Below are 22,658 nucleotides of genomic sequence, written 5' to 3'. Positions count from 1 at the left end.
CTACATCGGCACCGCCGAATCCAACTGGAAACGCTTCAGCGGCGGCCGCCCCGACACCTCCGACCGCAACCAGATCATCGGCAACACCATCAGCGGCGTCACCGCCGAAGCCATCGACATCAAAGAAGCCACCACCGGCGGCCTCGTCCGCGGCAACCACTTCGACGGCGCCACCATCACCGGCGCCAACTACGCCGACTCCTGGATCGACCTCAAGGGCAACAACTGGCGCGTCGAAGGCAACACCGGCACCCACAGCCCCCTCGACGGCATCCAGACCCACGTCGTCGTCGACGGCTGGGGCACCGGCAACATCATCACCGGGAACCAGCTCGACGTCCGCGGCCCCGGCTACGGCATCAACATCGACAAACCCACCCAGACCCGGAACATCGTCTCCTGYACCAACACCGTCACCGCCGCCAACAAAGGCGCGTTCAGTATTCCCTGCACACGCTGAAATTCCCCGCACGCGCTGAGCGCTGCGGTTCAACAACGACATCGGCAGTCCAACCTCTGTCGTGCGGTGCCGGCGGAAGGAACGACGGAGGTTCGCGCCCCACCGGCACCGCGCACGGTGGGCAGCTCTCCGCTGGCTTCCCGCCGGCCCTCTCATGCCTCGACGGCGACGGTGGCGATCTGGGCCCCGGCCCCGGCCGCAGCACTCCCTTCACATCGGAGCACGGCCTCGAACGCCGCGCTCGCCGTGTGCCCGTGCAGGCCGCTGGAGCCGAGAGTCCTACAAATCAGGATAATTCGTCCTGACGGTGAGCAGGCTCGACGAATCTCCGCGAACCAATACGGTCCGGCATCCCCGACCCCCGATCGGACATGTGTCCGGAATAATGCATACTGTCGTGGCCGGAGCTGATTTCTACCGCTGATACCCCCATGGACACGGACAGCGAGCCACACGGAGAAGCGATGACCAACACATCGCCGGACACAGACCGCACCGTCCCGGGGGGAGACGTGCCACAGCCGAACCCGCCGAACACACCTGGCGGGGCGGGACGGGGCCGGGATGCGGTGTTCACCCCGCTGACCTCGGAGGATCCCCGCGAGATCAGCACATATCCGCTCTGGGCCCGGATCGGCGAGGGCGGCATGGGGGCGGTGTACCTGTCCTACACCCCCGGCGGCCGGCAGGTCGCGCTCAAAGTGGCCTGGCCGTGGCTCGCCGCCGATCCCGAGTTCCGGCGTCGCTTCGAAAAAGAGGTGACGATCGCCCGGCGGGTCCTGGGTCTGTACACCGCCCCGGTCATCGCCTGTGACCCGCACGCCCCACGCCCGTGGCTGGCCACCGCCTACGTCGCAGCCCCCTCCCTCGCCGTAACCGTCGCCCAGCAGGGACCGCTGCCGGCGGAGAGCGTCCTGCTGCTGATCGCCGGGGTCGCGGAGGCACTGCAGTCCATCCACGACGCCGGCGTGATCCACCGTGACCTCAAGCCAAGCAACATCATTCTCGCCGCGGACGGCCCCCGGGTGATCGATTTCGGTATCTCCCGGGCGATCGAAGCCTCTCAAACAAAGATCACCAAGACCGGGATCCAGATCGGCACGCCTGCGTTCATGGCTCCCGAACAGGCTCAGGGAGTCTCCCCGGGCACATCCGGGGACATTTTCTCCCTCGGTTCCACCGCCTACTATGCGATCACCGGCAGGCTGCCGTTCGGCGGAGACGCTGCCGTCTCCTACCGGATCGTGCACGGGCAGCCCGACTGGGATCGCTGCCCGGACCGGGTCCGCGGTGTGCTGGAACGGTGTATGGAGAAGGACCCGACAGCTCGCCCTGCTCCGGCGGAACTGATCGAGCTGTGCCGGGCGGCATCCACCGACGAGCGGCTGCGCATCGACGAGAACTGGCTGCCTCCCACCGTGGTCGCGGATCTCAGCCGCTACGATGTCACCCCACCCAGACCATCCGATCTGTCTGAATCATCAGGATCACCCAGCTCACCCGTGTCGTCCGGTCCATCGCCAGCCGAATTCGAGCCTCCTCAGCCGCCGTCGGACACACCCGAGCCACCTGGGCGTCCAGGCCGCAGACGGCCGCGATGGCTTGTCGGCGGGTGCGCCGCGGTCGTGCTTGCGGTGGTCACGGCCGCGCTCATAATTCGCACATCGGGAGGAGAGGCACCGTCAGACGATGCGGCCAGTTCGCCCAGGCCCTTCGCGACAGAAGAACCCGGTCAGAGTCCGGACGCCTCGACAGCTCCGGTGGCTACCAGCGGAATCACCCTCCACAGCAACCGTTTCGGGCAGGACATGTGCCTTGACGCCGACCTCAACGGCCAGGGCTCCAACGGCACGAAAGTCCAGCTCTGGACGTGCAACGGATCTGTCCAGCAACAGTGGTACTACGAGGGTGACCTGCGTACCACCGGAGCGTTGATTCACAGCGTGAAGTGGCCGAGCATGTGCCTCGACGCCGACACGAACACCATCGGCGCTAACGGCGGGAAGGTACAGCTCTGGATGTGCAACGGGTTCGCCCAGCAACGGTGGTACTACCGTAGCGACGCGGCCGCGAGCGCCTATCAGAACGGGTGGAATGCCCCGTACGGCCGGTGCCTCGATGCCGATGCCAACGCCGGATGGGACGGCACGAGGGTGCAGCTGTGGGAGTGCAATCAGACCACCCAGCAACAATGGCGGGAGTAGACCGTTCGGCAACCCGGACCGCCACCGGGGCATCCCCCGTTCGTCGAAGGTATCGCTGATCCGCCGGTGTCGCTCACTCACCGACCGGTCGGCGGACGAGCGACGCCGGGGAGCGTCACCTCAGACTCCACCGGCGGAAAGCAGAATGTCGAGTTTGGTGTAACCTTCGTTGACCCCGATCTCCATCCCGCTGCGCAGCCAGGCGTCCCGGCTGTCGAAGCTGTCCACCAGTGACTGGGCGTGCAGCCTGGTACGGCCGTCGCCGAGATCCTCGAACCACAGCGTCTCGAGCGCGACGCCGTCCGGTTCGCCCTCGAACGTGAAGGTCTGCACGATCCGGTCGGTGCGGACCTCGTGGAAACTACCGTGGAAGCCGAACTCGTTGCCGTCGTGGTCGGCGACATAACGCCAGCTTCCACCGGTCCTGGCATCCCAGTGCTCGATCCGGGTCCGCAGTCCGTTCGGTCCGACCCACCGCACGAACAGGGCGGGGTCGGTGTGAGCCCGGAACAGTTGTTCCGGGGTGRCCGTGAAGTCCCGGGTGATCCGGATGATCGGTACGTTCTGGTCGGCTTCGATCACGGCGGCAGCGATGGTGCTCATCAGGCTGTCTCCTTTTCCTTTGTCGGTTGTTCGTCGTCACGGGCGTTGTTCGTGGTGATGTCGGTGACGCCGGTGGTGATGGCGGTGGCGTCGTTCATGGCGGCCAGCACGGCGTCGAGGCGTCGGTAACGCTCCTCGGCCTGACGCCGGTACCGCTCGATCCACGCGGTCATCAGGTCGAACACCTTCGCCTCGAGGTGCACCGGGCTGCGGTGGGCCTCGCCGGTACGGCTGACCAGGCCGGCCTGCTCGAGCACCTTCAGGTGTTTGGAGATCGCCTGCACGGTGACGTCGTACGGCGCGGCGAGCTCGCCGACCGTGGCGTCACCGTCGGTAAGCCGCGCGACCAGATCACGCCGGGTCGGGTCCGCGAGAGCCGCGAAGACCCGGGAAAGCTGATCCACCACGATCACTCCTCAACCGATCGATTGAGGAGAAACTTAGCGTCGATCGACCCATACGTCAACCAAACGGTTGAGGATTAACGTTTACCGCTGCGCCATCCGCCGGGCCGGCTGTCCGGGCACCGCCCGGACAGCCACACCACACCCGACCGAGTTACGGACCAGCCTTCAGCTGAGGGACACCGATTTTTCGAGGAACTGGTTGGTCACCACATCAGTGGCGGTCAGGCCGGTTTTCGGGTTGGTGCCCTTGTCGGTGTAGAGGGGCACGAGGTCGTCGATCAGCTTCTGGACGCGCGCGTTGTCGAAACTGCCGAGAACCCCGTCGGCGCCGTTTGCGATCAGCTTGAGGTCGCGCTGTGTCTGGTTGGCGTAGGTGAGCAGGCCGGGGGAGAGGCTGAACCCCGCGGTATGCGACTTGCCGACGATGTCGAGCAGCAGCTGGTTGGTGGGGCCGGGGGCGGTGATGTAGTCGCGCTGCGCCTGTTGGAACAGCGGAACGAGCTTGGCCAGACAGGCGCTGTTGGCCTCGAGCTTGTCCGCGCGGATGGCCAGGGCGGACTGGTAGATGGGGTAGGCATCGACGAGCAGGTACTTAACGGGCCTGTTCCAGGCCTGCACGTCGTGTTCGAGGTGGTAGACCTCGTTGGTGACGAAGCCCTGCTGGACGACCTTGCCGTCGGCGGCGACGAAGCGGTCCGGGCTGCCCTGGTACGAGGTGTCGACCTGCGACTGCTTCAGCAGCCCCTGGCGTACGAACAGGTCGATGTCGGCCGCGCCGGCGTAGGCGAGAACCTTCGCCCCGGACTGTCCGATCTCACCGATGTTGGTGAAGTTCCAGTCCGGGTTACCCCACAGGAAGACCTCGGGGTTGCGGTCGTAGGAGGAGAACACCGCCACTGTCGGGATCTTGCCGGAGTTCTGGATCGCCTCGTCCGTGCCGACGTAACCGAGCAGGATGGCGTCATCCTGTGCCATCAACGCGGACGGCTGCTGGTAGCCGGCGGCCGGGCCCCCGGAGCGGATCTCCAGGCGGACACCGGTGGCGCCGAGCTGGCCAACCACCCGGTTGTGGTCCGCGTCGATCGTCGGGTTGGGTCCGAGTAGCTGGTAGGTGAATCCCTGGTCCGCTTCCGGCCACCAGCTCGTCTGCACGACGACCGTGTCCGGGCAGACGCCTTTGAGCGGAGTCGTGTACTGGGATGCGGCCACCGGGCCGCCGCCTGCCGTGGCGGTGGGCCCAATGGTTGATCCGCCATCCGAGCTGGAGCAGGCCGCCATCGTCACCGCCACCGCGGCGGCGCCGATCCATGCGACCGCGTGGCGCCGGCGCGACGTTAATGCTCGCATTGCTCTCCTTGATGCGTTCAGAAGGGACAGGGCTGAAGGTGAGTGAAGCTACGGCGGACGGGGCCCGGGGCCGTGTCCGACGGATGTTCGATCGCCACGGCCCGGGGTCACGACCTCCGCCCCGAGTCGTGCCAGTCCCCGACTACCAGGTGCGCGAGCAGCCCGAACACCCAGAACACCGCCAGACCGAACAGAGACGACACGATGATCGCGGCAAACAGTGGCGCCGACTCCAGTCCGCGCGTGTAGTCGTCGATGAGGCTGCCGATACCGGGTCGTCCTTCCCGGAAGAAGAAGTCACCGACGATCGCGCCGATCACCGACAGGCCGGCGGAGATCCGCAGCCCGGTGAACACGGCCGGAAGAGCACTCGGGATCTCGAGATGGACCAGCCGCGCCCACCGGCTCRCGTGGCGCAACGTGAACAGGTCATGATGCGTGGCGTCCACTGACGACAGCCCGAACAGGGTGTTCGTGATGATGGGGAACAAGGCGATGAGGACGCACACAACGGTGCGTGACCAGAACCCGTACCCGAGCCAGAACCCGATCAGCGGGACGATCGCCAGGATCGGGATCGTCTGGAGCACCACCGCCCACGGGTAGAACGACCGCTCCACCCACCGCGCCTGGCTCATCAGCACCGCGAAGAGCATGCCGAGCGCGGCGGCGATGGCCAGGCCGACAAGCGCGACCTGCGCGGTCTCGCCCAGCCCGGTGAGGATCTCGTGGAAGGTCGGCCAGTCCCCGAACCCGTCAGTGACCACCWCGTGCGGCGGCGGGAGAAGAAAGCGTCGACGCGGCGCGAGCGCAAAGTAGCTCACCGTGTACCAGACGCCGACGACCACAGCGAGCACCGCCAGCGGCGGCACCGCCACCCGCACAGCCCGGCCCCAGCGGGAATGTGCGGGTGCGCCTCGTGCCGGTCCAGCCGGTCCGGCCGGTCCCGCCGGCGGCACCGGGAAAGCGGGAGACGGGGGCCGCGGCCGCTTCACCGCGGTCACGCGAAGGATTCCCGCAACGCCTCGGAGACGGTACGCGCCGTACGCCCGAAGGCCGCGTCGAACCGCAGCTCCACCTGCCGTGGGTAGTCGAACGGGACGTCGATCTCGGCCAGCACCCGTCCCGGACGGGTGGACAGGACCACCACCCTGCTGGCGAGCCAGACCGACTCCACGACCGAGTGCGTGACGAACAGGCTGGCGAACCGCTCCTGCCCGTACAGCCGCAGCACCTCCTGCCCCAGCCGCTGCCGGGTTATCTCGTCGAGCGCGCCGAACGGCTCGTCGAACAGGAACAGCGACGGCCGGACGGTCAGCGCCCGCGCCAACGACACCCGCATCCGCATGCCACCGGACAGCGCCCTGGGCCGGTGACGTTCGAAACCCGTGAGCCCGGCCAGCGAGATCGCCTCCGCGACGAGCCGGCGTCGCTCGGGCCTGGGAACACCGTCCAACTGGGCCAGCAGGCCGACGTTGCCCTCCACGCTGCGCCACGGCAGCAGCGTCGGATCCTGGAAGACATAGCCGGGAACGGCAGTGCTCACGACTACCGTCCCGTACGAGGGCTCGGTCAGGGCCGACGCGATCCRCAGCAGCGTGGACTTGCCCGACCCCGACGGCCCGACCACCGCTACGAACTCACCCTCTCCCACCGTGAAAGAAATGTCACGCAAGGCTTCGGTCCCGTCCGGGAAAACCTTTCCCACCCCGGTAAAGGCCAGCGCGATCCCCGCTGGGGTGAGGGCCCCAGGATCGTGGCGAGCGACCGGTTGCCGGACAGCGGGTAGCTCGCTGTCGTCTGCCACGCCGGGTCCTTCCGACCAAGTCCTGCAAAGTGACCGACCGAACGGTCTCTGACCCGGATCGTAGCTCTGTGCGTCGAGCATCACGGTGACATCGGCCGCCATGACCAGACGGCGTTTTCTCCCTACGCTTTCGCGCCACGCCATCTCCGTTGCCCCATCCGGTCGCGCGATCGAACATCCGTCAGACGCGCCCTGGCAGGCACCGGCGCGCGGGCATACCTTTGTGCCGCTTCCATCCCATGTCCGCGAAGGAGACGCCCCAGTGGCAGAGGACACGTCGACTCCCGCCAGTCCCGACCCGGGCCCTCTTCCCGGCGGCCCTCCGGCGGACCCGACGAAGGTCTGGAACTTTCAGTCCGCCGCCATTACCGAAAACCAACCTGGCTGGGGTGGCGATCTCGGATTCGACACCACGGTCGCCCACAACGMCCGAGTATGGAACTACTGGCTGGGCGGCCGGGACAACTTCCCCGCGGACCGCGAGGTCGGCGAACAGGTCCRGCAGATGTTCCCCGGCATTGTGGACGTGGCCCGAGCCGATCGGGCGTTTCTGGGCCGCGCCGTGCGTTACCTCGCCGGCGAGGCGGGGATTCGTCAGTTTCTCGACATCGGCACCGGACTGCCGACCGCGGACAACACCCACGAGGTCGCCCAGCGGATCGCCCCCGACAGCCGGATCGTCTACGTGGACAACGATCCGCTCGTACTGGTGCACGCCCGTGCCCTGCTCGTGGGAATCCCCGAGGGCGCCACCGACTACATCGACGCGGACGCCCACGATCCCGGTTCGATCCTGCGGGCCGCGGCCGAGACCCTGGACTTCGCGAAACCAACCGCGATCATGTTTCTCGGCAGTCTGAACTTCATCCTCGACACCGACACGGCGGTCGCGGTGGTCGACCACCTGATCGACCACGTGCCATCCGGCAGCTACCTGGTGGTCGCGCACCCGACGCACGAACTCGGTGGCGAGGCCAACGCCGCGTCCATGCGCCACTGGAACGAACACGCCACCCCGCCGATCACCCCCCGCAGCCGCGAYGAGGTCGCCCGTTTCTTCCACGGCCTGGAACTTCTGGAGCCCGGCATCGTGTCCTGTTCCCGATGGCGGCCCGATTCCGCCTCGGCTGGTGGCCTTCCTCCAGAGGTGCCCCRGTTCGGCGCTGTCGCGCGCAAGCTCTGAAGCGCTCGGTAGCATACGGCTCCAACGCGGCGCGACAGCCGCAGCACAGACCGCTCCCCGGGCCAACCGTCCTGGTCACGGCGTGATGATGTTCGTCGTCTCGGTCATCGACGTACGCTCGGGGTACGCTATCGTCCGGTCCCGGCGGGCGTGTCGCGGCTGAGCCAGCGCACAGCGGGTTTGTCCACGCCAAGCGCGGCTGCGGGGGTGCAGAGATGACCGACCTTTCGGGGGGTAGTCCCACCGCGCGCCGGATTCTGCTCGGCTCCCAGCTGCGCAAGCTGCGGGAGAACCGCGGGATCAGTCGGGAGGAAGCCGGCTACCACATCCGGGGCTCGGAATCGAAGATCAGTCGGCTGGAGCTCGGACGGGTCAGCTTCAAGGAACGAGACGTCGCGGACCTGCTGACCTACTACGGCATCACCGACGCCGCCGAGCGGGCTCCGCTGCTGGAACTGGTCCCGGAAGCCAACGCACCAGGATGGTGGCAGCCCTATGGTGACGTGCTGCCGAGCTGGTTCGCGCCATACATCGGCCTGGAGGAAGCGGCCACCCTCATCCGCAGCTACGAGGTCCAGTTCGTTCCCGGGCTGCTGCAGACCCCCGACTACGCCCGAGCGGTCATCGCGGCCGGCGGCCACCACCTGACACCCGACGTCGTGGAGCGGYGGGTCGCGGTCCGGACAAGTCGGCAGCGGTTGCTGTCGCGGCCGAACCCACCCCAGCTCTGGGTCGTGCTCGACGAGGCGGCGTTATGGCGGTCGATCGGCGGACCGGCAGTGATGCATGCCCAGCTTGAGCATCTGGCCGCCATGTCCACCCGGCCGAACATCACGATCCAGATCATGCCGTTCATGCTCGGCGCCCACGTGGCCGAGTGCGGCGCGTTCACCATCCTTCGCTTTCCCGGGCCGGAGTCACCCGCGGCGGACCAGACCGACGTGGTGTACCTCGAGCAGCTCACCGGAGCCCTTTTCCTCGACAAACCCCACGAGGTCGACCCGTACCTACAGGTCATGTCCCAGCTGGCCATAGCCAGCGCGCCCCCGAAGGTCACCGTGGCCACGCTCACCCGGATCGCCTGCAAGATCGGGACATAGCCGTCGGCCCGCCCCCGGCAGCACGCCCCCCGGCAGCACGCCGCGAGAGCGGTCGGTCGGTGGCGAGGGGTGGGCGGATACTCGATGGCTGTGAGGTTTTCTGCGTCCACGGTGGCCCGGGAGCTTGCTGATCTGCCGTATGTGGGCTATCTGGAGCCGCTGGGTCGTGGGCTGGAGCGGGAGAGCGTCTATGAGACCGTCCATGCGGACGGAGGCACCTTCGATGACRTCGACGCCAGCAACGCGCGGTTCACCGAGTCCGCGTTCTCCTCGGTGACGTTCAACGGCGGTCGGATGCGGCGTGCCCGGTTCAACGACGTGTGGTTCCACACCGTGCGCTGGGTGGGTACCGATCTGGCGGAGACGAACTGGCTGGACACGGAGATCGTCTCGAGCGCTCTGGCGGGCGTGGAGGCGTTCGGCGCGCAACTGCGTCGGGTGGCCTTCTTCAACTGCAAGTTCGACTCGGTGAACTGGCGTACCGCCGCTCTGCGGGAGGTGCAGTTCGTGAACTGCCTGCTGCGGGACGTCGACTTTGGCGGTGCGACGCTGACAGGCGTGACGTTCCCCGGCTCGACGCTGGACGGGGTGCGGCTGGACAAGGCCCGTCTGAACGAGGTCGACCTGCGTGGCGCGGCTCTCGGGATCACCGAGGGGATCGACGCGCTGAAAGGCGCCACCATCGACACCGTCCAGCTACTGGACCTTGCGYCGCTGCTCGCCCGGGCGCTCGGCATCACCGTCAGGAACAGCTGACGAGCCAGAACCGCTCTTCGCGGGCGGCTCCGGCAGGGATCGAACATCTCGACAGGGATCGAGCCTGCGACCACTCGCCTGTAAGGCGAGCGCTGTCCAGCGAGCTGTCAGCGGAGGCCGCACACGACGGGTGGCCGGTCGTCGAGAGGAAGCGGCAGAAGGGCTCGTGACCGACTTCCGCGCCTGGACGGCGTCCGCGCCGAGCCATCTGACCAGGGCCGATCTCTCAGGGCCGGATCGGGTTCGCGTTTGCTCGCGCCGGGTCGGTCAGAGGATGCGGGGGGCGTCCTCGGTGACGGTTCCGCCGATGTCGGCGTGGCCGGGAGGGCCCGGGCGGGCGTGGATGACGGAGCCTCTGCCGTGGTGGAGGGTCAGGGCCCGGCCGAGATCTCCTGACGGTGCGCCGGGTCGGGGACGACGCTGGCGGCGTCCTCGACGACTCCGAGGGGGTTGCCGTGGTTGCCTGCCTGGTCGGTGAAGACCCGTACGACCCGTACCGTAACCACCGCTGGTGTCTCCCCTCGGTTTCCAGGCGCTCCGAGGCCATCCTGCCCGTTGTCACCCGGTCACAGCCACGGCTTCAGCGATCCCGCCACCGATCGCGGAGGCGAGACCGCGCCGGACGAACGGCCGTGTCCGGCGCGCGCCGCCGGCACCGTGAAGTTCGGCCTCAGCGGTCCTGCCGGCCCTCCGTGAGCCAGGATTCGACATCGGTGGCGCGCCACAGGTTGAAGTAGCGAATGTGCTGGGTCGGGGCTGGGAAATCCTCCCGGTGGGAGAGCCGCCGAGCGTGCTCCACCGAGATCCCCAACCGCCGGGCGATGTCGGCGGTGGTCCACAGAAGCTCACCCGCCACACCATCATGTTACGCGCCGGCCCTCCGGCGGCCGGCCAGGCCGTTTCGGGCGGTCCCGCACCGGGCTGCCAGACGTGTCCAGCGGCCTGTCGTCGCCCGTCCTGAACACCGGAACACGGACCCAGGACGGTCGAGCCGTCATCATGTCACGTTTAGCGACGAAACCGAGACGAGTATCTCCGTTCGCCTGCCGACCCACCGGGCCCATCCGATGCATCCACTCCACACCAGAAGTACATGAACCAGAAGTGCATGAAAGGGCGACGAGGGTCTGCTCCGAAGTTTCTGGCATTGTTTCTTGAACTGTCCGCTCCATACCTCCGGAGACATCCGCAGAAAGATCATACGACACGACTGTCGATCATGCTGATCGCGATTTTTCRGTGTAGGCTTTGCGAGCAGAAACCCGAGCTTCACGGAACATGCGTACCGCCGAGTGGGATGTAACAGTGAAAAAGGTCGTTCTGTCGACGGATCCAATTTTTCGTATCGACGGCAAACTGGCTGTCGGCTATGCCGCGAGAAGGTTCGGGCCAGGCATCCGGAAGGTCGTTTCAAACGCGGCGGCGTCGCTGACGACTCCCCTTCTGCCCGACAACTACCTCGAGCTGGTCAACCCGCTCTGGTCACGCCGGCAGATGTGGGGCAGGATCGAGGCCGTCCAGCCGGAGACCATCGACGCGGCGACACTCGTGATTCGTCCGGGCCTGGGTTGGACCGAGCACCAGGCTGGCCAGCACGTCCGGCTCGGTGTCGATGTCGACGGTGTCCGGTACTGGCGTACATATTCGCTGTCCTCACCGCCGGAACGCCAGGACGGCCGCATTTCGGTGACCGTGAAGGCCGCCCCTGACGGCCTGGTCTCACGTTATCTTGTCCATCGTGTCACGGCGGGTACGGTTGTCCGCCTGGAAGGTCCTCGGGGTGGGTTCGTGCTGCCTCCGGCACCCCCGCCGCGGCTGCTTTTCCTGACTGCCGGCAGCGGAATCACACCCGTGATGTCGATACTGCGTGGCCTTGTGCGACGCGGCCAACTGCCGGACCTGGTCCTCGTGCATTCGGCGCCGACCCCGCGGGACGTCATATTCGGCGCCGAGCTACGCGGGTTGGCGGCGCGGCTGCCAAAGCTGCGTCTGCACGAACACCACACGCGGACGCGTACAGACGACGGCCGGTACACCGGCCGTCTCACCGTTGCGGCGCTGCCCGCGATCTGCCCCGACTGGACCGAACGGTGGGCCTGGGCCTGTGGGCCGACCGGCCTGCTGGATGACGCCGAGGCGTCCTGGCAGCGAGCCGGGCTCGCGGACCGCCTGCGGGTGGAGCGTTTCCAGCCGGCGGTCCGCCGTGGTGGTGTCGGCGGCCGGGTCCGGTTCGTCAGGAGCGGGCGGGAGGCAAACGCTGGCGGCGACACACCGCTGCTGGTAGTCGGTGAGAACGCCGGCGTCCTCATGCCCAGCGGCTGCCGCATGGGCATCTGCCACAGCTGCGTGGCACGACTCACCGCTGGCCGCGTCCGGGACCTGCGCACCGGCCTGGAACACGGCGACGAAGGCGAACTCGTCCAGACCTGCGTGTCGGCGGCGGCCGGCGACGTGGAAATCGACCTGTAGGGAGTAGGCACATGGCAGGCACCTCGACTTGTCACCAGGCACGACAATTGTCTGCGGTCACTTTCCGGATGGCGCCGAGATCTTCACCCAGGAGCAGATCGAGAGTGAGACCCGCGGCGAACGGTACCTGCGGCAGCTACTGGGCTCGGCCAACATCGACGGACCCGTGCTGCTCCATGTTCTGAGCRGGAACCTCAGCCACCAGATCGAGCACCACCTCTTCCCCGACCTGCCCAGCAACCGCGCTGCTCACCCAGCACCCGGACAGCGAACGGTTCCTCACCGCCGTGTACCTCGCCGTCCGCGAGACCCAAAGAAACCTGAAGGTCATCCTCTGCTCGGCGGGCCACACCCCGTCCTGTTCCGCGACCGCGACCGCGACCGCGCCGTGCAACCAGTCGGTGCACACGGTCTCGCCCTCGGGCTCTTCGACAACGCCGATCTCACCAGCACTCGGATACGCCTCCGGCCCGGCGACATGCTCCTGCTCTACACCGACGGTGTCACCGAGGCCCGTCGCGGCCGGGAGCAGTATGGCGACGACCGCCTGCGGGCACTCGTCGCCAACACCGAACCCGCCAGCGCCGACCAGCTCACCTCAGCGGTCGAAGCCGCGGTCATCGACTTCGCCGACGGCCCGCCCCAGGACGACATCGCCATCCTCGCTGTCTTCCTACCGTGAGGGCTTCCTACCGTGAGGGATCTTTCACTCCAAACCACCAGACTGGTGACAGAGAGCGAGAAATATGGAGTGCTGGCACAGGATGTTTCGTCGACCGGACAGTCGTGGTCACGCGTGCTGCGGTAGCCTCCTCAGCCCGGGGCCGGCGCCGTGCTCGGGATCACCCGGCGGTCGGCGCACGAATGCTTCAGCGCTACCGTGCGTCGGACAGACACCAGCCGATCTTCTACCCGTATTCTGGCTATGATTCAGACCGGTCGCTATCCTGGCCTCTATGGAGACTATTCCGATCACAGAGGCCAAGGCCCGGATCGCCGAGCTCGCCGACCGGGTCGCGCGGGAGCACGACCACTTCACGATCACCCGTAACGGCCGGGCCGACGTCATGCTGATCTCGGTGGCAGAGTACGAGTCGATGCAGGAGACGCTCGATCTGCTCTCCGATGACGAGGCCCTGGCCGATCTACGCCAGTCGCGGGAGGACTTCGCGACAGGGGACACGTTCGCCGTGGAGGAGGTCCGGGCCGAGTTGGAGCGCCGCCGCGGGGCGGCCTGATGGYCGCCAGCGACGAGGAGGCCGACGCAGGCGCCGCCGAGAAGCCCAGCCCGTACACGGTCCTGCTCTCCCGGCAAGCTCGCCGAAACCTCAGCGAGCACCTTCCGCTGGACGTGGCGATCGCGGCGACGGAGGCCATCTACCACACAGTCGCCCTCAGCCCCTCCCGAGCGGRCAAGCCACTCAACGAACCCTTCGACGGGTACTACTCGGCCCGCCGTGGCACCTATCGGATCATCTACCGCATCGATGAAGCCAGACGTGTCGTAGAGATCCACTCGATCCGCCACCGCCGCGACGCCTACCGCGCATAGGGAGACAGCAGGAGCCGCGAGATCTGTCACGTCCCGCCTGAACGCCTCCGCGCGGCGCTGTCGATGGACACCATGCTGTCCGTCACCGACATCTCGGCCACCGCGGTGACGGGAACGGAGAAGGCGCCGGACGGAACAGGAGTGAGCCGCTTCCGGCTACACGGTTGACTACACAACAACCCTCGAATGAGGGAGCTTACGGTAACGGCGTGTTGCACCCCACTCGCCGGGCCGTTCAGCGGGAACGGCCCGGCGAGTGGGGTGCGGTGAGCCTGACCGACGTGCGGGCCTCGGCGGAAGTACCTGTCCCTCAGCGGATCAACTTCAAGGTCTGCCGCCGTACACYGACGTCCGCCGTCTGGGCTACACGTTTAACTACACCGCAGATGCGGACCTGGTGCCGGACGGAACTCCGGAGGAGCATCCGGCACCAGATAGATCATCTTTCTCTCTTGGACCTGGCCAGTTGATCGACGGAGATCATGGCAGCCAGCCCAACCGCCAATGCCGCGCCCAGCTCCTGATCAACCAAGGCAACGACAGCGCAGAGTACGAGAGTCAGCAGCATCAAGAGCCGCCGTCGACCTCARGTGCCTTCGTGGACCCTGCCTCACAAGATCGCGAACGCGATCCTCGGCACACCCGAACCGCCCGCCGACCAGGCCGCCCCTGAGCCGCCCGACGCAGCCGATGGGACGGAGGAAGAAGGGCCGCAGGCCGAGTCCGCGTAAGCCACGTTCGCGGATTCGTTCGCACGGGGGCCGTGACCCGCCCCGTGCTGACGGGAACTCACCGGCGAACCGCCTGGTACTGCAGCGTGGAGACGCGGGGACTTGAACCCCGAACCCCTGCCTTGCAAAGGCAGTGCTCTGCCAATTGAGCTACGCCCCCGGAGACGACCCAACCAAGAGTACGACACCAGGGCTCCGGTGGGCCGGAGTGTGACTCTACGGCGGCCGAGCCGGCCGCGTACGGCGCGGGGGCTCCAGAGCCGGGACGTGGGAGGCCCGCCGTCGCGCAGGGGCGGATCGCGATCCCTCTCCGTGCATCACGACTCCGGACGCGACCGGTGTTGTCGCGATCCGCCGGACAGCATTACCTGATTCACTGTAAGTTAGGTTAACCAAACTTAATGAAGTCAGTCACAGGGGCGGGCCGCGAAGGGGTGCACAACAGGCCGTACACAACGGAACACGAAGAGATGCACAACCTTGACACCGACGAATTATTCCGAGTATAGGTAAGCCTAACTTAACTAATAATCATGACATGGTGCTCCGCCTGAGCGTCCTCGGACGAGGTGCGTCTGGTCAGCGCCGACGCGGTCACATGACTGGAAGGGCAGCCGTGGTAGGACGTCTGCACGAGCGGGCCGGAGAACTGACAGAACTCGGTGTCCACGACGTGATCGGGATCGGGTTCGGGCCTTCCAACCTCGCCCTGGCGATCGCCGTCGAGGAGTACAACGCCCAGGTGGAGCCCTCTGCGGCGCTGCGGGTCACCTTCCTGGAACGCCAGAAACGCTTTGGCTGGCATCGGGGAATGCTGCTCGACGGCGCCACCATGCAGGTGTCCTACCTGAAGGATCTCGTCACCCTGCGCAACCCGGCGAGCGATTTCAGCTTTGTGTCCTACCTGCACGGCCAAGACCGGCTGGTGGACTTCATCAACCACAAGACGATGTTCCCGTTGCGGCACGAGTTCCACGACTACCTGGAGTGGGCGGCGGGCCGCCTCGACCATCTCGTGGAGTACGACTCGGAGGTCGTCGACCTACGGCCGGTCACCCACGGCAGCGAGATCGCCTTCATCGACGTGGTGAGCCGGCGCGGCGGGGACCCCGAGCGGACCGAGGTGCGCCGCGCCCGCAACGTCGTCATCGCGGCCGGTCTGGAACCTCGCACACCGGACGGGTTCGAGATCACCGAGCGGATCTGGCACAACCACGACCTGCTCAACCGCGTCAACRCCATACCGTCGACACCGCGGGAGCGGTTCCTCGTCGTCGGCGCCGGCCAGAGCGCGGCCGAGGTGACCGAATACCTCCACTCCAACTTCCCGCGGGCCGCGGTGCACACGGTGTTCGCCCGCTACGGCTTCAGCCCCGCCGACGACAGCTCGTTCGCCAACCAGATCTTCGACCCGACCGCGGTCGACGACTTCTTCCACGCGTCCGACGAGGTCCGGGCGATGCTGCTCGACTACCACCGGGGGACCAACTACTCGGTGGTCGACACCGACCTCATCGACGAGCTGTACCGCCGCCTCTACCAGGAGAAGGTGCGCGGCGCCGAGCGGCTGCACATGGTGCGGGCGTCCCGGGTCATCGACCTGGAGGACGTCCCGGACGGCGTCCGGGCGACCATCGAGTTCCTCCCCACCGGCCGGCGCCAGACCCTCGATGTGGACGTGGTGGTGCTGGCCACCGGCTACCGCCCCCGCGACCCGTGGCGTCTGCTCAGCGGTATGGCGGCGGTGTGCGACGTCGACGACACCGGTCGGCTGCGGGTGCGGCGCGACTACCGGGTGGTCACCTCGGCGGGGACCACGGCCGGCATCTACGTTCCGGGCGCCACCGAGTACGCGCACGGCATCTCCTCCACGCTGCTGTCGAACATCGCCGTCCGAGCCGGGGAACTCCTGCGCTCCGCCCTCGAGCAGGTCGACGACCAGGCCTATGACCGTGGCGACGATCGCGCTGACGGCGCGTCGGCCGCGGACGGGGTGGCCGCCGACGCACCGGCCCTGGCGCTGGGCTGACCAGACGCTGGTACGGCTGACCAGGCCGGTACGGCCGCACCGGCACCTGCCGGCCGCGCCGACCGCGCCGGGCATGGCGGGCACGGCGACGGCACGGACGAGCCATCCGGTCACCGCCAAGGGATGATCGGCCGCAGTCGGAGGACGACGAGCAACGGACCGGAGGACAAGGGTGCGTACTGGCGGGCCGTCGGGACGGGACGTCCTCATCAGCTCGATCATCAGCCAGTGGCGCCGGATCGCTGTGGGTTCGGTGATGGTCGCGGGGCATCAGGTCGGGGAGGCCCTGGTCCCGGTCCTGATCGGGATCATCATCGATCGGGCCGTGTCGACCGGATCCACCGGCGACCTCCTCCGCTGGCTCACCGTCCTCGCGGTCACGTTCGCCGGCCTTTCGTTCTGCTACCGCTTCGGCGCGYGGTTCGGGGAACGTGCCGCCGAACGCTCCGCGCACAACCTGCGCATCCAGCTCACCCGCCGTGTCCTGGACCCGCGGGCGGGCGCGGAAACCGGTCACCTGTCCGGGGCGCTGGTGAGCATCGCCACGGGGGACGCCCAGCGGGTCGGCATCGTGAACGCGGCGCTGCCCGCGTCGATCGCGGCCGTCACCGGCCTGCTGGTCGGCGCGGTCGCGCTGCTCACGGTCTCCGTCCCGCTCGGCCTGCTGGTGCTGTTCGGCGCGCCGTTCCTGCTGTGGGGGACGCACCTGCTCGGCCGGCCGCTGGAACGCCGCAGCGACACCGAGCAGGAACGCGCCGCGCACGCATCGGGCGTCGCCGCCGACCTCGTCGCCGGACTGCGGGTGCTCAAGGGCATCGGCGCCGAGCCGGCCGCCATCGCCCGCTACCGGCGCACCAGCCAGGACTCCCTGACCGCGACCCTGCGGGCGGCCAGCGCGAAGGCCTGGCACGACGGCGGCGTCCTCGCGCTGACGGGCATCTTCATCGCGTTGGTCGCGCTGGTCGCGGGTCGGCTCGCGGCCGAGGGCGACATCTCGGTCGGTGATCTGATCGCCGCGGTCGGGCTCGCCCAGTTCCTGCTCGGACCGCTGTCGATCTTCGCCTGGGTGAACGCGGAGTTCGCCCAGGGCCGGGCATCCGCCGGCCGCATCGCCTCGGTGCTGGCGACGTCCCCAGCGGTCGGGGCCGGGACGAGGAGCCTTCCCGAGCCGGTGCGGGGCCAGGTCCGCTTCCATGACGTGACCTACGGGCCGCTGCGGGGCCTGACGTTCACCGCCGCCCCCGGCGAGCTGCTGGGGATTGTCGTGGCTGATCCGGCGGCGGCCACCGCCGTCCTGCGGTGTCTGGGACGCGAGGCGGATCCGGACAGCGGTTCGGTCGAACTCGACGGGGTGCCGCTGTCCGGGGTGTACCCGGCGGCGGTCCGCGCCGCGGTCCTGGTGGCCGCGCACGACGCGGAACTGTTCGAGGGAACCCTGATCGAGAACGTCGTGGTGCCCACGCCCCACGGTGGCCCGGCTGAAGATGAGCCCGCCGGACGTCAGCCTGTTGCTGTCGGGGGCGGTCTCACCGGGCATGGCCCCGGAAACGGCTCGGCCGCGATCGGCATCGGTGCCGGGAGCCCGGTCGGTGCCGGGAGCCCGGTCGGTGCCGATGCCGGTGACGTGGTGGAGGCCCGTACCGGGGGTGTGGTTGGACGGGCGCTGGTGGCGGCGGGGGCCGACGAGGTCGCGAGCAGCCTCCCGAACGGTATCGACGAAATACTCGCTGAACGTGGACGGTCACTGTCGGGCGGGCAGCGGCAACGTATCGCGCTCGCCCGCGCACTCGCCGTCGGCTCCCCCGTGCTGGCCGTGCACGACCCCACCACAGCGGTGGACGCGGTCACCGAGGCGCGGATCGCGGCCGGTATACGCGACATCCGCCGTGGCCGGACCACCATCCTGATCACAACAAGCCCGGCCCTGCTCGCGGTGACCGACCGCGTGGTGGTCATCGACGGGGGCACGGTGACCGCCGATGGCACCCATGGCGAACTCGTCCACGGCCACGCGGACTACCGGGCGACCGTGCTCACATGACGGCCACCGCCCCTCTGATGGCCACCGTCCCCACAGCGAGCAGTGTCCACGCTGCGGACAGTGTCCATCTGATGGTCACCGTCCGTATGGAGAACGCTGCCCATGCGGTAGGCGCTGTTCGCGGGACGGACGCCGTCAACACGGTAAGCGCTGTCCACGGGACGAGTGGTGTCCACATAGTGGGCAGTGTCCGCACGGCGGACGGCGTTCATGTGGCGGACGGTGTCCATGTGATGACAAGTGTCCGCGCGAGAACTGGCGCGCGGGCCAGGCGGGTGGCCCTGAGTACTCGTCCTGGCACGATGACYACGCGGGAGAACCGACGATGACCAGCCCCGAGGCATCCGCGGCCAGGCCCGAAGCGTCCGTGAGCAGGCCCGAAGCGTCTGCGGCCAGCCCCGAGGCGTCCGCGAGCAGGCCTGAGGCGTCCGCGGCCAGCCCTGAGGTCTCCGCGCGGACGGACGACGGCCGGGAACTGCTGCCCACCGCGACCAGCGCGCGCATCCGTGCCACGGTCGGCGGGCTGCTGCGTGAGCGGCGGGCGCTGACCATCGCCGCGTTCGGTGTGCTGGCCCTGTCAACGGTGGTCGGTCTGTTCACCGCGCCGCTGCTCGGCCACATCGTCGACCTCGTGGCCGACGGCCGGTCGACCGACGCGATCATCACTCCGGTCGTGCTGCTCGTGGTCGTCGCGGCCGCGCAGGGCGTGCTGACAGCGGTCGGGGTCACCCTCGTCGCCCGGCTCGGCGAGGGCGTGCTGGCCGTCCTGCGCGAACGCTTCGTGGCACGCGCGCTCACCCTGCCGCTGGAACAGGTGGAACGCGCCGGCACCGGCGACCTGACCTCACGCGTGACCAACGATGTCACGCGGATCACCGAAGCGGTCCGCGGAGCGCTGCCGGAGATGGCCCACGCCGCTCTGACCATCGGATTCACCCTGGTGGGGCTCGCGGTCCTCGACTGGCGTTTCACGCTCGCGGCCCTGCTCGCCGCGCCCGTCCAGTTCCAGGCGGTCCGCTGGTACGCCGGGAGCAGCATCCCCCTCTACGCCAGGCAACGTATCGCCGCCGGCGCCCAGCAGCAGCAGCTCCTCGACACCATCGGCGGCGCGGCCACCGTCCGGGCGTTCCGCCGCGACGACGAACACATCGGCCGGGTCACCCAGCGCTCCTGGACCACCGTCGACCTGGCCCTGCGGGGAATCCATCTGATCACGCGGTTCTACGCCCGGCTGAACCTCGCCGAGTTCATCGGTCTCGCCGCCGTCCTCACGGTCGGCTTCCTGCTGGTACGCAACGGATCGGTGACGATCGGCACGGCGACCGCGGCGGCCCTGTACTTCCACAACCTGTTCAACCCGATCAACGTGGCGCTGGCGCTCGTCGACGAGGCCCAGGCCGCGACCGCGAGCCTGGCCCGGATGGTGGGCGTCGCCGACATCCCGACGACGCCGGAACCACACCGGCCCGCCCAGCCGGCCAGTGTGCCAGCCAACGTGCCGGCCGGTGTGCCGGCCAACGTGTTGACCAGCACACCGGATGCCGCGACGGCCGACGCGTCGGGCACCGTGTCGTCCGCGGTCTCGGCCGCCACCGCAGTCACCACGCCGGTCAGGGGGTCGGTCAGCAGGCCGGTGGTCGCGCCGGTCGCCGTGCCGGTGGACGCCTCGGTCAGGGCCGCCGGTATCGGCCACGCCTACCGGCCCGGTCACGAGGTGCTGCGTGACGTCGACCTCGACATCGAGCCGGGCGAACGGGTCGCGCTCGTCGGCGCCAGCGGCGCGGGCAAGACGACCCTGGCCAGGCTCATCGCGGGCATCCACCGCCCCACCAGCGGGTCGATCGCGCTCGGCGGCGTGGGGCTGGACGAACTCGGCCCGGCCGCGGTCCGCCGGACAGTCGTCCTGATCTCCCAGGACGTGCACGTCTTCGCCGGGCCGCTCGCCGACGACCTGCGCCTGGCCCGCCCGGACGCCAGCGACGACGAGCTGCTCGCGGCGCTCGACCGCGTCGGCGCGGCCGGGTGGGCGAAGGCGCTGCCCGAGGGGCTGGCCACCGTGGTGGGGGATGGCGGGCACCGGCTGACCGTCACGCAGGCCCAGCAGCTCGCGCTCGCCCGCCTGGTCCTCACCGATCCGCCGGTGGCGATCCTCGACGAGGCCACCGCGGACGCCGGCAGCGCCGGTGCCCGCATCCTGGAGGCCGCCGCCGAGCAGGCGCTGGCGGGCCGGACCGGGCTGGTCGTCGCGCACCGTCTCACCCAGTCGGCAGGCGCGGACCTCGTCGTCGTCATGGACGACGGGCGGATCGTCGAAACCGGTACGCACGACGAGCTCATCGCCGCCGGCGGGCGCTACGCCGCGCTGTGGGAGGCATGGTCCGACACCCGCGCGCCACAGGACGCTCCCGTCAACCAGTAGAACACCGTCAACCAGTAGAACACCTTCGTCCGGCTGCTCGCGGCCCGCGGGCTGTCCCGCGTCACGCTGGGCTATGGCCACCGCCTTACTGCGCGACCCCCTATTCTGACAATACGTGTCATAGCTAGCGCAAGGGGTGATCGTCCTGTCGATCCGCGCGATCCAGGTGATGGTCGAGCGGCGTAAGGGCACGGATATGGCTGGCGAGCGTCGTTTCTCCACGGGTGTGGGGCTGCTGGCCGCCGCCGGGCTGGTCGCGGTCGGGATCGCCGTCGGGCTGGTACTCGTCAGCGGCCGGGGCGGCTCCCCGACACCGGCGCCGGCACCGCCCACGGGTACGGCCGGCGCGGTCCCGGTGCCCGGCGGGCCGGTGCTCCCGGATTCGGGCCTGCCCGTCCTGGACTTCTCCGACCTGACCTGGCTGGACTTCCATGGCTTCGCTCTGCCGGTCTCGCCGGCCGCGGGCCCGCGCATCCTGGCCGACGACCGGGCGTCCGGGTTCGCCCACACCCCGCTGGGCGCCGCCCTCGCCGCGATCCACGTTGTCTTCCGTACGGACGCCATTGTCGGCGCCTACATCTTCGAACCCACCATCGCCGAGCAGGCGACCGGTGCCGACCAGCCCGCCCTGCTGACACGGACCCGGATAGCCGCGGCGCGATATACCATTCCCGACCGGCTCACCGGACGGTTCTCCGACCCGATCTTCCGCTACGCCGGAGTCCGGTTCGATGTGGCCGCCCCCGACCGGGTCGTGCTGTATGTGGCCACGGACGCCGTGGATTCCACCGGCACCACCGGGTACGCCGCCATGCRCATCGAACTGCGCTGGGAGCGTGGGGACTGGCGGATCGTGGTCCCACCCGGCGGCAACTGGGAGACGGTCATCACCCGGATCGCCTCCACCGCGGGCTTCCAACTGTTCCCCCGGAGATAAGAGCCCCCCGGAGATAAGAGCCCATGGCCCCTCCAGACCTCAACGACCCCCTTCCAGGCACTGGTAACTCGTTGGCCCTCGGCACCCCGTTGGGATCGCTGGTAGCCGTCGCCGAGTTCGTCGGCGCCAAAGCCGGCACCGAAGCCGGCGCCGGCCGGGGCGGCGGTGGGTCAGTCGCGGGGGGCGGCTTCCATTGCCTCGATCAGGCTCTTGGGGCGCATGTCCGTCCAGTGTGTCTCGATGTAGTCCAGGCACTCCTGGCGCGGGCCCGGCCCGTGCTCGACCGTCCAGCCGGCCGGGACGTCGATGAAGTCCGGCCACAGGCTGTACTGCCCCTCGGCGTTGACCAGGACGGTGTAGACGCCGTCGGGATCCTCGAACGGGTTGGTCATGGGTGTCCCCCTTCTCCGGCTCTGCTGTTCCGCTGTTCTCCTGGGCCCGGTTCTCCCGACCGGTTCTCCCGGGGCCCTGCCGAAACTCAGTTCTCGATCACAGTCAGTTCTCGATCACGGTCGACGGGAATCATCATGGGCCACGCCATTGCCCACAATATTGCCACGGCTTCTTTCAGGATTTTCCGATATCTCTCCTGGCCACTGCGGGTTTTGCCGGT

20 protein-coding genes, 1 tRNA gene and 2 pseudogenes are annotated in these 22,658 nt (G+C 68.5%); 14 read left to right on the top strand and 9 right to left on the bottom strand.

Going from position 1 to position 22,658, the window contains the following annotated elements; genetic code table 11:
• Positions 1-460: pseudogene (locus BL254_RS19635) on the top strand (hypothetical protein); the annotation flags it as partial.
• Between the two features lie 464 nt (positions 461-924).
• Positions 925-2,664, top strand: coding sequence for a serine/threonine protein kinase (locus BL254_RS19630; RefSeq protein WP_076844477.1), 1,740 nt, complete (start codon positions 925-927; stop codon positions 2,662-2,664).
• 120 nt (positions 2,665-2,784) lie between these two features.
• Here the strand turns inward: BL254_RS19630 and BL254_RS19625 are convergent, their stop codons facing one another.
• The 5 genes from BL254_RS19625 to BL254_RS19605 form a co-directional block, all read right to left on the bottom strand.
• Positions 2,785-3,267: an SRPBCC family protein gene (locus tag BL254_RS19625; protein WP_076844475.1), complete on the bottom strand. Its 483-nt coding sequence runs from the start codon at positions 3,265-3,267 to the stop codon at positions 2,785-2,787.
• On the bottom strand, positions 3,267-3,674 hold the full coding sequence (locus tag BL254_RS19620) for a helix-turn-helix transcriptional regulator (RefSeq protein WP_047223685.1): 408 nt from the start codon (positions 3,672-3,674) through the stop codon (positions 3,267-3,269). Before BL254_RS19620 ends, BL254_RS19625 begins: the two co-directional genes overlap by 1 nt.
• 165 nt (positions 3,675-3,839) lie before the next feature.
• Entirely contained in the window at positions 3,840-5,021 is a 1,182-nt protein-coding gene (locus tag BL254_RS19615) for a hypothetical protein (protein ID WP_047223674.1), read from the bottom strand.
• Between the two features lie 107 nt (positions 5,022-5,128).
• Positions 5,129-6,025 carry an ABC transporter permease gene (locus tag BL254_RS19610; RefSeq protein WP_076844474.1) on the bottom strand — a complete coding sequence of 299 codons (897 nt, stop codon included), beginning with the start codon at positions 6,023-6,025 and terminating at the stop codon, positions 5,129-5,131.
• Positions 6,022-6,828 carry an ABC transporter ATP-binding protein gene (locus BL254_RS19605; protein ID WP_076844472.1) on the bottom strand — a complete coding sequence of 269 codons (807 nt, stop codon included), beginning with the start codon at positions 6,826-6,828 and terminating at the stop codon, positions 6,022-6,024. Before BL254_RS19605 ends, BL254_RS19610 begins: the two co-directional genes overlap by 4 nt.
• Positions 6,829-7,192: 364 nt before the next feature.
• On the opposite strand from BL254_RS19605, the gene BL254_RS19600 reads away from it, so the two are divergent.
• The 3 genes from BL254_RS19600 (at position 7,193) to BL254_RS19590 (ending at position 9,867) form a co-directional block, all read left to right on the top strand.
• Complete coding sequence (locus BL254_RS19600) at positions 7,193-8,011, top strand: SAM-dependent methyltransferase (protein ID WP_076844481.1); 819 nt, start codon at positions 7,193-7,195, stop codon at positions 8,009-8,011.
• Positions 8,012-8,226: 215 nt separating this feature from the next.
• Entirely contained in the window at positions 8,227-9,111 is an 885-nt protein-coding gene (locus BL254_RS19595) for a helix-turn-helix transcriptional regulator (protein WP_076844470.1), read from the top strand.
• A gap of 84 nt (positions 9,112-9,195) precedes the next feature.
• Positions 9,196-9,867, top strand: a complete 672-nt coding sequence (locus tag BL254_RS19590; protein ID WP_076844468.1) for a pentapeptide repeat-containing protein — start codon at positions 9,196-9,198, stop codon at positions 9,865-9,867.
• A 371-nt stretch (positions 9,868-10,238) separates the two neighbouring features.
• Here BL254_RS19590 and BL254_RS29015 read toward each other — a convergent pair whose 3' ends face one another.
• Together BL254_RS29015 and BL254_RS19585 are read right to left on the bottom strand one after the other, a co-directional pair.
• Positions 10,239-10,373 carry a hypothetical protein gene (locus BL254_RS29015; RefSeq protein ID WP_256386266.1) on the bottom strand — a complete coding sequence of 45 codons (135 nt, stop codon included), beginning with the start codon at positions 10,371-10,373 and terminating at the stop codon, positions 10,239-10,241.
• 164 nt (positions 10,374-10,537) lie between these two features.
• Positions 10,538-10,723 (bottom strand): AlpA family transcriptional regulator, encoded by a 186-nt coding sequence (locus BL254_RS19585; RefSeq protein WP_047223670.1) that lies wholly within the window; start codon positions 10,721-10,723, stop codon positions 10,538-10,540.
• A 422-nt stretch (positions 10,724-11,145) separates the two neighbouring features.
• Here BL254_RS19585 and BL254_RS19580 point away from each other — a divergent pair, with 422 nt between their 5' ends.
• The 5 genes and pseudogenes from BL254_RS19580 to BL254_RS19560 all read left to right on the top strand — a co-directional run bounded on the left by BL254_RS19580 (position 11,146) and on the right by BL254_RS19560 (position 13,888).
• Positions 11,146-12,336, top strand: coding sequence for a ferredoxin reductase (locus BL254_RS19580; RefSeq protein ID WP_083731221.1), 1,191 nt, complete (start codon positions 11,146-11,148; stop codon positions 12,334-12,336).
• A 40-nt stretch (positions 12,337-12,376) separates the two neighbouring features.
• A pseudogene (locus tag BL254_RS28660) lies at positions 12,377-12,622 on the top strand (acyl-CoA desaturase); the annotation flags it as partial.
• A 102-nt stretch (positions 12,623-12,724) separates the two neighbouring features.
• The gene (locus BL254_RS28655; RefSeq protein ID WP_047223668.1) at positions 12,725-13,018 is read left to right on the top strand and encodes a PP2C family protein-serine/threonine phosphatase; all 294 of its coding nucleotides are present in this window, start codon (positions 12,725-12,727) and stop codon (positions 13,016-13,018) included.
• A gap of 274 nt (positions 13,019-13,292) precedes the next feature.
• Entirely contained in the window at positions 13,293-13,574 is a 282-nt protein-coding gene (locus BL254_RS19565) for a type II toxin-antitoxin system Phd/YefM family antitoxin (RefSeq protein WP_047223667.1), read from the top strand.
• Positions 13,574-13,888, top strand: coding sequence for a type II toxin-antitoxin system RelE/ParE family toxin (locus BL254_RS19560; protein WP_076844466.1), 315 nt, complete (start codon positions 13,574-13,576; stop codon positions 13,886-13,888). Before BL254_RS19565 ends, BL254_RS19560 begins: the two co-directional genes overlap by 1 nt.
• Positions 13,889-14,706: 818 nt before the next feature.
• On the opposite strand, the gene BL254_RS19555 is transcribed toward BL254_RS19560, so the two are convergent.
• Positions 14,707-14,779, bottom strand: a tRNA-Ala gene (locus BL254_RS19555).
• 456 nt (positions 14,780-15,235) lie between these two features.
• Here BL254_RS19555 and BL254_RS19550 point away from each other — a divergent pair.
• The 4 genes from BL254_RS19550 (at position 15,236) to BL254_RS19530 (ending at position 22,045) form a co-directional block, all read left to right on the top strand.
• Entirely contained in the window at positions 15,236-16,648 is a 1,413-nt protein-coding gene (locus BL254_RS19550) for a lysine N(6)-hydroxylase/L-ornithine N(5)-oxygenase family protein (protein ID WP_083731220.1), read from the top strand.
• Positions 16,649-16,820: 172 nt separating this feature from the next.
• Positions 16,821-18,689, top strand: coding sequence for an ABC transporter ATP-binding protein (locus tag BL254_RS19545; protein ID WP_076844462.1), 1,869 nt, complete (start codon positions 16,821-16,823; stop codon positions 18,687-18,689).
• 325 nt (positions 18,690-19,014) lie between these two features.
• Positions 19,015-21,108 (top strand): ABC transporter ATP-binding protein, encoded by a 2,094-nt coding sequence (locus tag BL254_RS25330; protein ID WP_083731219.1) that lies wholly within the window; start codon positions 19,015-19,017, stop codon positions 21,106-21,108.
• Between the two features lie 136 nt (positions 21,109-21,244).
• Positions 21,245-22,045: a hypothetical protein gene (locus tag BL254_RS19530; protein ID WP_076844460.1), complete on the top strand. Its 801-nt coding sequence runs from the start codon at positions 21,245-21,247 to the stop codon at positions 22,043-22,045.
• Between the two features lie 170 nt (positions 22,046-22,215).
• Here the strand turns inward: BL254_RS19530 and BL254_RS19525 are convergent, their stop codons facing one another.
• Complete coding sequence (locus BL254_RS19525; protein ID WP_047223662.1) at positions 22,216-22,437, bottom strand: MbtH family protein; 222 nt, start codon at positions 22,435-22,437, stop codon at positions 22,216-22,218.
• Between the last annotated feature and the right edge of the window lie 221 nt (positions 22,438-22,658).

The sequence above is a fragment of the Protofrankia sp. BMG5.30 genome (assembly GCF_001983005.1).
Classification (GTDB): Bacteria; Actinomycetota; Actinomycetes; order Frankiales; family Frankiaceae; genus Protofrankia; species Protofrankia coriariae.
The sequence above is the reverse complement of the archived record's forward strand: the minus strand, read 5'-3'. Positions and strand labels throughout refer to the sequence as shown.

Bases quoted from the DNA above. Each gene is read 5' to 3' on its own strand.
- BL254_RS19630 (WP_076844477.1), top strand. From the start codon at position 925: ATGACCAACACATCGCCGGACACAGACCGCACCGTCCCGGGGGGAGAC.
- BL254_RS19615 (WP_047223674.1), bottom strand. From the start codon at position 5,021: ATGCGAGCATTAACGTCGCGCCGGCGCCACGCGGTCGCATGGATCGGC.
- BL254_RS19580 (WP_083731221.1), top strand. From the start codon at position 11,146: ATGCGTACCGCCGAGTGGGATGTAACAGTGAAAAAGGTCGTTCTGTCG.
- BL254_RS19565 (WP_047223667.1), top strand. From the start codon at position 13,293: ATGGAGACTATTCCGATCACAGAGGCCAAGGCCCGGATCGCCGAGCTC.
- BL254_RS25330 (WP_083731219.1), top strand. From the start codon at position 19,015: ATGACCAGCCCCGAGGCATCCGCGGCCAGGCCCGAAGCGTCCGTGAGC.
- BL254_RS19525 (WP_047223662.1), bottom strand. From the start codon at position 22,437: ATGACCAACCCGTTCGAGGATCCCGACGGCGTCTACACCGTCCTGGTC.